The following is a 12,194-nucleotide window of genomic DNA, read 5'->3' as shown; positions in this document are numbered from 1 at the left end:
GAGTGGGGTGGCTGGGGATGGTCGGGCAGGTGCGGGTTGTGTGTGGCTGATCGCGCAGTTCCCCGCACCCCTCGGGGAACTGCAGGCGCCCGGCACTGAGACAGTGCCGGGCGCCTGCAGTTGCGCAAAACGACTCACGCCCGCTGCGTGAATGACTCACGCTTCCGGCAGGCGCTCCAGCTGGGCCAGGATCCGCGTGATGTCCTCGTCCGCCTTCGCCAGGCGGCCGCGGATCTTGTCCACGACGTTGTCCGGGGCCTTCGCGAGGAAGGCCTCGTTGCCGAGCTTGGCGTTCGCCTGGGCCTTCTCCTTCTCGGCGGCCGCTAGGTCCTTCGCCAGGCGCTTGCGCTCGGCCGCCACGTCGATCGTGCCGGAGAGGTCCAGGGCGACCTCCGCGCCGCCGACCGGCAGGGTCGCCGTGGCCGTGAAGGAGTCGCCCTCCGGCTGCAGGCGCAGCAGCTGGCGGATGGCCGCCTCGTGGGGCGCCAGCGCCGTGCCGTCGAGGGTCAGGCGGGCCGGGACGCGCTGGCCCGGCTGCAGACCCTGGTCGGCGCGGAAGCGGCGCACCTCGGTGATGACCGACTGGAGCGTCTCGATCTCCTTCTCGGCGGCCGCGTCCCGGAAGCCACTGTCCTGCGGCCAGGTCGCGATGACGACCGACTCGCCACCGGTGAGGGTGGTCCACAGCGTCTCCGTGACGAAGGGGACGACCGGGTGGAGGAGCTTGAGGGTGACGTCGAGGACCTCGCCGAGGACGCGCTTCGAGACCTCGGCCGGCTCGCCGCCCGCCTGGAACGTCGTCTTGGACAGCTCGACGTACCAGTCGAAGACCTCGTCCCACGCGAAGTGGAAGAGGGCGTCCGACAACTTCGCGAACTGGTAGTCCTCGTAGAGCGCGTCGACTTCGGCGACGACCGAGTTGAGGCGGGAGAGGATCCAGCGGTCGGTCGAGGACATCTCCGACGCGTCCGGCAGCGGGCCGTCGACCGTCGCGCCGTTCATGAGCGCGAAGCGCGTGGCGTTCCAGATCTTGTTGGCGAAGTTGCGGGAGCCCTGGACCCAGTCCTCGCCGATCGGGACGTCGACGCCGGGGTTGGCACCGCGCGCGAGCGTGAACCGGAGCGCGTCGGAGCCGTACTTGTCCATCCAGTCCAGCGGGTTGACCGCGTTGCCGAAGGACTTCGACATCTTCTTGCCGAACTGGTCGCGGACCATGCCGTGCAGGGCGATCGTGTGGAACGGCGGGGTGCCGTCCATCGCGTACAGGCCGAACATCATCATCCGGGCGACCCAGAAGAAGAGGATGTCGTAGCCGGTGACCAGGATGGAGTTCGGGTAGAACTTGGCGAGCGATTCGGTCTGTTCGGGCCAGCCGAGCGTGGAGAACGGCCACAGGCCGGAGGAGAACCAGGTGTCGAGGACGTCGGTGTCCTGACGCCAGCCCTCGCCGCTCGGCGGCTCCTCGTCGGGGCCGACGCAGACGACTTCACCTTCCGGGCCGTACCAGACCGGAATGCGGTGACCCCACCACAACTGCCGTGAAATACACCAGTCGTGGAGGTTGTCGACCCAGTCGAAGTACCGCTTCTCCATCTCCTGCGGGTGGATCTTGACCTTGCCCTCGCGGACCGCGTCACCGGCGGCCTTCGCGAGCGGGCCGACCTTGACCCACCACTGCATGGACAGGCGGGGCTCGATGGTGGTCTTGCAGCGCGAGCAGTGGCCGACGCTGTGGACGTACGGCCGCTTCTCGGCGACGATCCGGCCCTCGGCGCGCAGCGCGGCGACGATCGCGGAGCGGGCCTCCAGCCGGTCCAGGCCCTGGAAGGGGCCGTGCGCGGTGATGACCGCGTGCTCGTCCATGACCGTGATGGCCGGCAGGTCGTGCCGCTGCCCGATCTCGAAGTCGTTCGGGTCGTGGGCCGGGGTGACCTTGACGGCGCCGGTGCCGAACTCGGGGTCGACGTGCTCGTCGGCGACGACGGGGATGGAACGGTCGGTCAGCGGCAGCTTGATGAGCTTGCCGACCAGGTGCTTGTAGCGCTCGTCCTCGGGGTGAACGGCGACGGCGGTGTCACCGAGCATGGTCTCGGCACGGGTGGTGGCGACGACGATGGTGTCGTCCCCCTCGCCGTACTTCATCGAGACGAGCTCGCCGTCGTCGTCCTGGTACTCGACCTCGATGTCGGAGATCGCGGTGAGACAGCGCGGACACCAGTTGATGATGCGCTCGGCGCGGTAGATCAACTCGTCGTCGTAGAGCCGCTTGAAGATGGTCTGAACGGCCTGGGACAGCCCTTCGTCCATGGTGAAGCGCTCGCGGGACCAGGCGACACCGTCACCGAGGCGCCGCATCTGCCCGGAGATCTGCCCGCCGGACTCGCCCTTCCACTGCCAGACGCGCTCGACGAACGCCTCACGGCCCAGGTCGTGGCGGGACTTGCCCTCCTTGCCGAGCTCGCGCTCGACGACGTTCTGCGTCGCGATGCCGGCGTGGTCCATGCCCGGCTGCCACAGCGTCTCGTAGCCCTGCATGCGCTTGCGGCGGGTGACTGCGTCGATGAGGGTGTGCTCGAAGGCATGCCCGAGGTGCAGCGAGCCGGTGACGTTCGGCGGCGGAATGACGATGGTGTACGGCGGCTTCTCGCTCTTCGCGTCCGCCTCGAAGTAACCACGCTCCACCCAGCGCTCGTACAGCGGGCCCTCTACGTCGGCCGGCGCGTACTGGGTCGGCAGTTCGGTGTTGGGCGCTGGTGGCTGCTGCTGAGCGTTCTCGGTCACGGGCTCAGTTTAGGGGTGTCTCGGGGGTGTCCCGAAACGCGTTTGTTCTGTAACGGTGCGCCCCCCGATGGAACGCGCACTCCCGCTCTACGCCAGGATGTCGGGAACACGTAAGCATCTGGAGGGGAACCCAGTAATGAGTCACAACCAGCCGGGCCCGTACGGCGGGCAGCCTCAGCAGCCCGGGCCGTACGGCCAGCCGGGCCCCTACGGCCAGCAGCCGCCGCAGGCCCCCCAGCCCGGCTATGGCTACCCTCAGCAGGCCCCTCCGGCCCAGCCGGGCTACGGCTACCCGCAGCAGCCCCCGCAGGGCGTGCCGCCGCAGGCCCCGCAGTACGGCCAGCAGCCTCCCTACGGCCAGGACCCGTACGGCCAGCAGCAGTACACGGTCCCGCAGCCGCCCGTGCCCAGCGGTGGTGGCGGCAAGAAGACGGGCCTGATCATCGGCGCGGTGGCGGTCGTGGCCGCGATCGGGGTCGGGGCGTACTTCGTGATCGGCGGGGGTGGCGGCGCCGGCGGCGGTTCGGGCATCACCGACGACGGGGCGCACAAGCTGACGACGCCGGCGACGGTGATCAACGGCGAGTACAAGAAGTCGGACGGCGCCGGCTCCGCAGACTCGATGACGGCCGATGACAAGGCGGACTTCGAGAAGTGGGGTGTGAAGGACCCGAAGGACGTCAGCGCGGGCTATGCGAAGGGCACCGGCCTCAGCGCGAACAACCTTTCCTTCAGCGGTGTTTACGGCACCATCGACGACCCCGAGGCCGTCGTCGATGCCATGTTCGCCAAGGTCAAGTCGGAGTCCCAGAAGGACAGCGAGTCCGGCGGCAAGATGATCGGCAGCCCCGAGACGGTCCACCCGTCCGGCTTCTCCAACGGCATCATGAAGTGCCAGGTGGCCGAGATCCAGAATGACTCATCGACCTCGGGCGCCGGCGCCGCCAAGACCATCAAGATGCCGATGTGCGTCTGGGGCGACCACAGCACCGTCGCCGTGGTCACGGCGGTCAGCATCGCCGACTTCGCCTCCGGCAACGGCGGCTCGGTGGACAACACGTCGTCCATTGCGGCCAAGCTCCGCAACGACGTCCGCGTCAAGGCTTGATCCCTGTTCAGTAACGTACCTACCGACCAGGGGCGTCCCGCGAAATGGCGTGGGACGCCCCTGTTTCCTGCTCAGCGTTTCGGCCGTTCAGGCCACACGGCAGGCAGGCAACGCGTCGTCGTCGTGCACGCCGGCGTTGATGAGGCCGGTCACACACAGCGTGCTCGGAGCAGGGCCGGTGTGCCCGTGACTGCACGCCGCCCGGACCTTCGGACCAACTATGTAGCCGTGGTCCCCTATGTAGTTCACACACGTGCTCTGGTTGGCACTCGCCGGCGTAGCCATCACCAGCGGCACGACTCCCGCTGCGGCCACCACGCTCGCTGCAGCCAAGAGTCTCTTGGCCTTCAGCAGCCTCATGTGGATCCCTCCCGTTTTCATTCCACCGATCACTCAACTGGCAATCGATGCGGTCGGGTCCACTAGATCACCAACCGGGCGCCGCTCCCGGGCTCGGCGTCAACCTGGCGTGATCCTTTCGTCCGTTGTCCGAGACAGACGAGGTGCCCGGCGCTTCCTTCAGCACCGGGCACCTCTCGGATGTATGGGACCACTCAGGCCGTCTTCTGCTCCCCCGGCCCCCGCCCGTTGCGCGCGTCCCGCGGGATCAGCGTCGGGTTGACGTTCGAGTGGACGACGTCCGCCGTGATGACGACGCGGGCCACGTCCTTGCGGGACGGGATCTCGTACATCACGCCCTGGAGGACTTCCTCCATGATGGCGCGCAGGCCGCGGGCGCCGGTCTGGCGGAGGATGGCCTGGTCGGCGATGGCCTCCAGGGCCTCGCGCTCGAAGTCCAGCTCCACACCGTCGAGTTCGAACAGGCGCTGGTACTGCTTCACCAGGGCGTTGCGCGGCTCCACCAGGATCTGGAGCAGGGCCTCGCGGTCCAGGTTGTGGACCGAGGTGATGACGGGGAGGCGACCGATGAACTCGGGGATCATGCCGAACTTGACCAGGTCCTCCGGCATGACGTCCTCGAACTGGTCCTTGGCCTCCAGCTCGCGCTTCGAGCGGATCGTCGCCCCGAAGCCGATGCCCTTGGCGCCCGCCCGGGACTCGATGATCTTCTCCAGGCCCGAGAACGCGCCGCCCACGATGAACAGGACGTTCGTCGTGTCGATCTGGATGAACTCCTGGTGGGGGTGCTTGCGACCACCCTGCGGCGGGACCGAGGCCGTCGTACCTTCGAGGATCTTCAGCAGGGCCTGCTGCACGCCCTCGCCCGACACGTCGCGGGTGATGGAAGGGTTTTCACTCTTCCTCGCGACCTTGTCGATCTCGTCGATGTAGATGATCCCGGTCTCGGCCTTCTTGACGTCGTAGTCCGCCGCCTGGATCAGCTTGAGCAGGATGTTCTCGACGTCCTCGCCCACGTAGCCCGCCTCCGTCAGCGCCGTCGCGTCGGCGATGGCGAACGGGACGTTCAGCATCCGGGCCAGGGTCTGGGCCAGGAGGGTCTTGCCCGAGCCCGTGGGGCCGAGCAGCAGGATGTTGGACTTCGCCAACTCGATCGCGTCGTCACGGCCGTTGCCGCCGCCGTTCTCGCCGGCCTGGACGCGCTTGTAGTGGTTGTAGACCGCCACGGAGAGGGCCTTCTTCGCGGGCTCCTGGCCCACCACGTAGCCCTCGAGGAACTCGTAGATCTCGCGGGGCTTGGGGAGTTCCTCCCAGCGCACCTCGCTCGTCTCCGCGAGCTCTTCCTCGATGATCTCGTTGCAGAGATCGATGCACTCGTCGCAGATGTACACACCAGGCCCTGCGATGAGCTTCTTGACCTGCTTCTGGCTCTTGCCACAGAACGAGCACTTGAGCAGATCGCCGCCGTCACCGATGCGTGCCACGGTGTGCTTCCCCTTCGCCTGGGAGACGCCTAGATCCAGCGGCTCCTGGTGCTGCCTTAATCCGACGGTACCTTGCCGGGCCCCCCGTTCGGGCCCCCCTTGGCGCGGTTCACTTTGACGTGCAGCGTGTCAAACCGGGTCAACCGTGCGCCAAGGGGCGGCAGACATTACAGCCTCCGCGTCAGCGGACGGACGCGTTGTTCATCTTCCGGGTGGAGATGATCTGGTCGACCAGTCCGTACGCCAGCGCGTCCTCGGCCGTGAGGATCTTGTCGCGCTCGATGTCCTCGCGGATCTTCTCGATCGGCGTGGTGGAGTGCTTGGCCAGCATCTCCTCCAGCTGCGCGCGCATCCGGAGGATCTCGTTGGCGGCGATCTCGAGGTCCGAGACCTGACCGCGGCCCGTCTCGCTGTAGGGCTGGTGGATCAGCACGCGGGCGTTCGGCAGCGCCATGCGCTTGCCGGGCGTACCGGCGGCCAGCAGGATGGCCGCGGCGGAGGCCGCCTGGCCCATGCAGACCGTCTGGATGTCCGGCTTCACGAACTGCATCGTGTCGTAGATCGCAGTCAGCGCGGTGAAGGAGCCGCCGGGGCTGTTGATGTAGACCGAGATGTCCCGGTCGGGGTCCATCGACTCCAGGCACAGCAGCTGCGCCATGACGTCGTTGGCGGAGGCGTCGTCGATCTGGACGCCGAGGAAGATCACGCGCTCCTCGAAGAGCTTCGCGTACGGGTCGTACTCGCGGATGCCCTGCGAGGTGCGCTCGACGAAACGCGGGATCACATAGCGGGACTCCGCGGAGGGGCCCGTGTACTCGGCGCTTGTGCGGTCGTACAGGCCGCTGCCGGGGAAGTCGTTCACTGTCTCTCTCCTAGGGGCTGAGGCGGTCGGCTGGGGGCTGTGCGGGGGCATCAGGCCCCGGTGCCGCCGCCGCCCGGGATGCCGGCAGCTGTGCTGATGACGTCGTCGATGAGGCCGTACGCCTTGGCCTCCTCGGGGTCGAACCAGCGGTCGCGGTCCGAGTCACGGGTGACCTGCTCGACGGTCTGGCCCGTGTGCTGGGACGTGAGCTCGGCCATGCGCTTCTTGGTGTGCAGCAGCCGCTCGGCGTGGATCTTGATGTCCGAGGCCGAACCGGCCAGGCCGGCGGAGGGCTGGTGGATCAGGATCTCGGCGTTCGGGAGGGCGAACCGCTTGCCCGGGGTGCCCGCGCTGAGCAGGAACTGGCCCATGGACGCGGCGAGGCCCATAGCGATCGTCATCACGTCGTTCTTGATGAACTGCATGGTGTCGTAGATCGCCATGCCGGCCGTGATCGAGCCGCCCGGGCTGTTGATGTAGAGGTTGATGTCCTTGTCGGGGTCGGCCGCGGCAAGGAGCAGAAGCTGTGCGGTGATCTTGTTCGCGATGTCGTCGTCGACCGGCTGGCCGAGGAAGATGATCCGCTCGTTGAGCAGCCGGTTGTAGACCTGGTCGCCGAGGCCACCACCGATGGAAGGCTCGCCGGCGGCGGAGGGCATCAGATTCGTCACGTATCCACCTGCTCGTCTTACGACGGCGCCGGGCCGTCTTCACGTGTTCCCTGCGGGGGGCCTCCGGCGGTTTCGCCGGGTTCTCTGCCCCCGTATTCATGGACCCTAACGCGCGGGTCCCTTCGAGGAATCCCGGAGTAGGGGCTGTTCGCCGGGGGCGTAGCGCCGTGGTGACTTTTGGTGCGTGGACGACTGCGGGTCCGCCGTGGCCGTTCGCGCGGTTCCCCGCGCCCCTTCCGGGTGCGTTCCCGGCCGTATGGCAGAAGGGCCCCGGGGGTGTGCGTCCCCAGGGCCCTTCCTACGACGTTCAAAGGCGCCGCGGGCGTCAGCCCTCTGTCTTCTCCGCCTCCGCCTCGGCGGCAGCGTCGTCCGTGGACTCGGCGGCGGCCTCGGTGGCCGTCTCCGTCTCGTCCTCGTCGTCGAGGTCGACGACCTCGCCATTGGTGTCCTTGACCGTGGCGGCCTCGACGACGACCGCAAGGGCCTTGCCGCGGGCGACCTCGCCGACCAGGAGCGGAACCTGGCCGCCCTCGACGACCGCCTGGGCGAACTCGTCGGGGGACATGCCGGAGGAGGCCGCGCGCCGCATGAGGTGCTCGGTGAGCTCCTCCTGGTTGACGTTCAGCTTCTCCTGCTTGACCAGCTCGTCGAGGACGAACTGCGTCTTGATGCCCTTGACCGCGGCTTCCTTGGTCTCGGTGTCGAACTCCTCGACCGTCTTGCCCTGGATCTCGAGGTACTTCTCGAGGTCGAGGCCCATCTGGCCGAGCTGGTGGTGCTCGAGGTTGTGCTTACGGGTGTTGATCTCGTCCTCGAGCAGCTTCTCGGGGACCGGGACCTCGACCAGCTCGAGCAGCTTCTCCAGGACGCGCTCCTGGGCCTGCGTGGCCTGGTCGTACTGCTTCATGTTCTCGAGGCGCTTGCGGCTGTCGGCCTTCAGCTCGTCGAGGGTGTCGAACTCGGAGGCGAGCTGCGCGAAGTCGTCGTCCAGCTCGGGCAGTTCGCGCGCGGCGACCTGGGTGACCTTGACGGTGACCTCGGCCTCCTTGCCGGCCGCCGAGCCGCCCTTGAGCTCGGAGGCGAAGGTGGCCTCGCCACCGGCCTCCAGGCCCTTCACGGCGTCGTCGATGCCGTCCAGCAGCTCACCGGAGCCGATGGTGTAGGAGACGCCGCTGGCGACGCCGTCCTCCAGGACCTCGCCCTCGACCTTGGCCTCCAGGTCGATCGTGACGACGTCGCCGTCCTCGGCGGCGCGCTCGACCGGGGAGGTCGAGGCGAAGCGCTCGCGGAGCTGCTCGACCGACTTGTCGATGTCCTCCTCGCTGACCTCGACGGCGTCGACCTCGACCTCGATGCCGGAGTAGTCCGGGATCTCGAGGGCGGGGCGGATGTCGACCTCGGCGGTGAAGTTCAGCGTCTCGCCGTCCTTCAGCTCCGTGATGTCGACCTCGGGCTGGCCCAGGACGTTGAGCTCGGCCTCGTTGACCGCCTCGGTGTAGAACTTCGGAAGCGCGTCGTTGACCGCCTCCTCCAGGACCGCACCGCGGCCGAACCGCTGGTCGATGACGCGCGCCGGGATCTTGCCCTTCCGGAAGCCCTTCACCGTGACCTGCTGGTTGATCTTCTTGTACGCCGCGTCGAGGCTGTCCTTGAGCTCCTCGAAGGGCACCTCGACAGTGAGCCGAACCCGGGTCGGGTTCAGGGTCTCCACGGCGCTCTTCACGGTTCGGTCTCCTTGTGGCTGACTTCTTGGTTTCTGCCGGAGCCAGAATGGCCCGGCGGATTTAGCCGCCCGGAGGACGTCCGGAGGTTCACCAGTGGATGTCCGGTGGATTCCTGCGGAAGAGACACACGAGCGCGCAGCTTGCATAGTAACCGCAGCCGCCGAACGCCCCAAAGGCGATCAAGCGAGGTGATCGCGGGGTGGCCGGTGTTGACCGGTCGTGGTCGGGGTGGCGGGATTTGAACCCACGGCCTTCCGCTCCCAAAGCGGACGCGCTACCAAGCTGCGCCACACCCCGTCTGGTGCGAACGTAGGGTACATGCCCGCAGGCAGTGCGGCTGCCGCATTTCGTGAGCGCCTGCGATACGTCGGCGCGGGCGGCGCCGGAGTGTGCGCCGAGCACGTCCGACCCGCTACGATGCCTTGTGTGCCGCGGTCACCTGACCTGCGGCGCGTGCTGTGCGGGCGTAGCTCAATGGTAGAGCCCTAGTCTTCCAAACTAGCTACGCGGGTTCGATTCCCGTCGCCCGCTCCATTACGTATCAGGGCCGGGCCCGGAGGAATGTTCCTCCGGGCCCGGCCCTGATCGTTTCGCATGAGGCAGCGGGCGAGGAGCCGGCGGTCATGCGCATACCGGATCCCGCCGACCGCGGGGATCAGCGCGCCGCAGCCCGTCGGCGCCTCCAAGGCGCCGACGACGACCCCGGCGGGGCCGGCCGGGTCGGCCGGCTCAGAAGCTGATCGAGTTGATCGTCTCCGCTATCGAGTTGAGGAAACGGTTGATCGACGGGGCCATGCCTGTCGAGGCGAGGAAGAAGCCGAACAGCACCGCGACGATGGCGGGGCCGGCCTTGATCGATCCTCCCCGGATCAACACCACCAGGATGATCGCCAACAGCAGCACCACTGACAGCGAAATGGCCACAACTGATCACACCCTACGGTCGGTCCGCTCTCCCGGCCCGGGGGTGCCAGCCCCGCGCACTCCCGCCAGAACCATCGTGCCACCAACAGGGCCCCTCTATGCGGCAGGTGGGGCATCGTCGGCCACACCTGTGCCGGACCTTTGCCCGGACCATGCGGACGCGTGCCGCGGGAGAGCCCCAACACCCGCCCCCCGCACAGCAATTCGAGAGGGCACCCGCACAGGAAATTCGGCGGGATCGTTTCCATGTCCACACAACGCGTTCGTAGGCATTTCGAATTGTTGGTACGGGCACACCCGAGCCACCAACAACGGCCCCACTAAAGGCTAATGAAGCGGACATTCCACCAGAGTCGCCCCCTGGTCATATGCGCCGTTTAGTCAGGACGAGTCGTGACAACCGGGACATGTAATGGTGTGTTGACCGTCACGTCAACTGGCGTGCCAACTTGGGCAAATGGCGGGTACCCGAAGCGTATAAGCAGGAATGACGTGGAGAGTTTTACGAAAACCCACAGACGACGCTAGGGTGCCTCAGATGTTTCACGCTGCCTCGTCCCCCGCACGTGCAGCGAGGTTCAGGATCGTCTCCCCCAGTTTCTGGGGGGAGGGTCTGTGACGAACTCGTTGCGACCTCACGGCCACAACAGAGCGCCGCTCCCTCCGGCACAGTCGCCGGCGTCGGGAGTGCCGAGTCCGCGCTCACCGCACGAACAGCAGACGAAAACCCGCAAACCCGGCAAGCAGCGCGACGCGTTCTTCGACAACGCGAAGTACCTGGCGATCGTGCTGGTGGCGATGGGCCACTCCTGGGAGCCGCTGAAGGGTGACAGCCGCGTCCTGGAAGGCGTGTACACCGTCGTGTACAGCTTCCACATGCCGGCGTTCATCATCATCTCCGGCTACTTCTCGCGCAGTTTCGACATGCGCCCCGACCGCCTCCGGCGCCTGGTCACCGGCGTGCTCGTGCCGTACGTCCTCTTCGAGACCGCGTACTCCCTCTTCAAGCGCTACGGCGACCACGATCCGAGCATGACGGTCAGTCTGCTCGACCCCTGGTACCTCACCTGGTTCCTGATGGCGCTGTTCATCTGGCGTCTGACGACCCCGCTGTGGAAGTGCGTGCGCTGGCCGCTGCCCATCGCGCTCGGTGTCGCGATGTTCGGGGCGGTCTCGCCGGAGATCGGCGACGACCTCGACCTTCAGCGCGTGCTGCAGTTCCTGCCGTACTTCGTGCTGGGCCTGTGCATGAAGCCCGAGCACTTCCAGATGGTGCGCACGCGCAGGATGCGGATCCTGTCTGTGCCGGTCGTCGCGGCCGCGCTGGTCTTCGGCTGGTGGGCGGTGCCGCGCATGAACACCGCGTGGTTCTACCACCGTGACGCCGCCCAGGAGTTGGCGGCTCCGTGGTGGACCGGGCCGGTCATGGTGCTCGCCCTGTTCGGCTGCTCGCTGCTGCTGACCGCCTGCTTCTTCGCCTGGGTGCCGCGCCGCAGGATGTGGTTCACGGCGCTCGGCGCGGGCACGCTGTACGGCTATCTGCTGCACGGTTTCGTGGTCAAGGCCGGTGACTTCTACGGCTGGTTCGACCACGGGTGGATGCGCAAGCCGCTCGGCGAGATCGCGGTGACGGTTGCTGCGGCTGCCATAGTCACGGTGTTGTGCACGCCTCCCGTGCAGCGGGTGTTCAGGTTCGCCATGGAGCCCGAGATGAAGTGGGCCTTCAAGCGCGACGCGGCCGAGCTGGCCCGCGAACGCGAGCAGCGCGAGAAGAAGCAACAGCAACAGCGCGAGATGGCCAACGCCTAGTCCGCCCGGCCGCCTAGAGCGACGGCTGTTCCAGACCGAGAAGTGTGCGCATCCGCGTGTACTTCTCGGTCAGTCGTGTGCGGGTCGCCTCGTCGTCCAGGCGGGCGAGGCGGGCCGGGTCCGCGTTGTGCGCCAGGTCCGCCTCCTTCACCAGCAGTGCGCCCGGCGTGGCGAGGATCCGCCCGGCGTACTCCTGGGGCCCCTCCCCCGCCCGCTTGGTGACCGCGAGCACGATGTCCTTGGTACGGCGGCTCAACGCGGCCTCGTGCAGCCACTGTTCGGAGAGCGCGTCGTCCTCGACGGCGTCGTGCAGCCAGGCCGCCGCGATCTGCTCCTCGTCGCCGCCACGCGCGCATACGCCCTCGGCGACGGCCCGGAGGTGCTCGGCGTACGGCCGCCCCGCCTTGTCGGTCTGCCCTTCGTGGGCGGCACGGGCGGTGGCCTCGACTTCGGCCAGGGTCATCGGCGTAC

General features: G+C 67.5%; 10 protein-coding genes and 2 tRNA genes. 3 read left to right on the top strand and 9 right to left on the bottom strand.

The genetic code is table 11. The annotated features are described in order from the left end of the window. Positions 1 to 156: 156 nt before the first annotated feature. Positions 157 to 2,781, bottom strand: a complete 2,625-nt coding sequence (locus tag OG303_RS32125; RefSeq protein WP_405872774.1) for a valine--tRNA ligase — start codon at positions 2,779 to 2,781, stop codon at positions 157 to 159. Positions 2,782 to 2,917: 136 nt separating this feature from the next. Between OG303_RS32125 and OG303_RS32120 the strand changes: the two genes are divergently transcribed. Continuing rightward, positions 2,918 to 3,889 carry a hypothetical protein gene (locus tag OG303_RS32120; protein ID WP_405872772.1) on the top strand — a complete coding sequence of 324 codons (972 nt, stop codon included), beginning with the start codon at positions 2,918 to 2,920 and terminating at the stop codon, positions 3,887 to 3,889. Between the two features lie 87 nt (positions 3,890 to 3,976). Here the strand turns inward: OG303_RS32120 and OG303_RS32115 are convergent, their stop codons facing one another. The 6 genes from OG303_RS32115 to OG303_RS32090 all read right to left on the bottom strand — a co-directional run bounded on the left by OG303_RS32115 (position 3,977) and on the right by OG303_RS32090 (position 9,287). Further along, positions 3,977 to 4,249 carry a hypothetical protein gene (locus OG303_RS32115; protein ID WP_405872770.1) on the bottom strand — a complete coding sequence of 91 codons (273 nt, stop codon included), beginning with the start codon at positions 4,247 to 4,249 and terminating at the stop codon, positions 3,977 to 3,979. 194 nt (positions 4,250 to 4,443) lie between these two features. Beyond that, a complete protein-coding gene (gene clpX / locus OG303_RS32110; RefSeq protein WP_405872768.1) occupies positions 4,444 to 5,733 on the bottom strand; it encodes an ATP-dependent Clp protease ATP-binding subunit ClpX in 1,290 nt (429 codons plus the stop codon). Positions 5,734 to 5,914: 181 nt separating this feature from the next. Continuing rightward, on the bottom strand, positions 5,915 to 6,595 hold the full coding sequence (locus OG303_RS32105) for an ATP-dependent Clp protease proteolytic subunit (RefSeq protein ID WP_405872766.1): 681 nt from the start codon (positions 6,593 to 6,595) through the stop codon (positions 5,915 to 5,917). Between the two features lie 50 nt (positions 6,596 to 6,645). Continuing rightward, on the bottom strand, positions 6,646 to 7,254 hold the full coding sequence (locus OG303_RS32100) for an ATP-dependent Clp protease proteolytic subunit (protein ID WP_405877596.1): 609 nt from the start codon (positions 7,252 to 7,254) through the stop codon (positions 6,646 to 6,648). A 337-nt stretch (positions 7,255 to 7,591) separates the two neighbouring features. Further along, the gene (gene tig / locus OG303_RS32095) at positions 7,592 to 8,989 is read right to left on the bottom strand and encodes a trigger factor (RefSeq protein ID WP_405872764.1); all 1,398 of its coding nucleotides are present in this window, start codon (positions 8,987 to 8,989) and stop codon (positions 7,592 to 7,594) included. Positions 8,990 to 9,210: 221 nt separating this feature from the next. Beyond that, positions 9,211 to 9,287, bottom strand: a tRNA-Pro gene (locus OG303_RS32090). 163 nt (positions 9,288 to 9,450) lie between these two features. Here OG303_RS32090 and OG303_RS32085 point away from each other — a divergent pair. Then, positions 9,451 to 9,524: transfer RNA gene (locus tag OG303_RS32085), tRNA-Gly, on the top strand. Between the two features lie 195 nt (positions 9,525 to 9,719). On the opposite strand, the gene OG303_RS32080 is transcribed toward OG303_RS32085, so the two are convergent. Further along, positions 9,720 to 9,914, bottom strand: coding sequence for a hypothetical protein (locus OG303_RS32080; protein WP_016435177.1), 195 nt, complete (start codon positions 9,912 to 9,914; stop codon positions 9,720 to 9,722). Between the two features lie 615 nt (positions 9,915 to 10,529). On the opposite strand from OG303_RS32080, the gene OG303_RS32075 reads away from it, so the two are divergent. Further along, complete coding sequence (locus OG303_RS32075) at positions 10,530 to 11,723, top strand: acyltransferase family protein (protein ID WP_405872762.1); 1,194 nt, start codon at positions 10,530 to 10,532, stop codon at positions 11,721 to 11,723. A gap of 13 nt (positions 11,724 to 11,736) precedes the next feature. Here OG303_RS32075 and OG303_RS32070 read toward each other — a convergent pair whose 3' ends face one another. Then, complete coding sequence (locus tag OG303_RS32070; protein WP_405877594.1) at positions 11,737 to 12,186, bottom strand: HD domain-containing protein; 450 nt, start codon at positions 12,184 to 12,186, stop codon at positions 11,737 to 11,739. Positions 12,187 to 12,194: the final 8 nt, after the last annotated feature.

The sequence above is a fragment of the Streptomyces sp. NBC_00005 genome (assembly GCF_045160215.1).
GTDB lineage: Bacteria > Actinomycetota > Actinomycetes > Streptomycetales > Streptomycetaceae > Streptomyces.
Note: the sequence above shows the minus strand (reverse complement) of the source record. Positions and strands in the feature narration are given on the sequence as shown.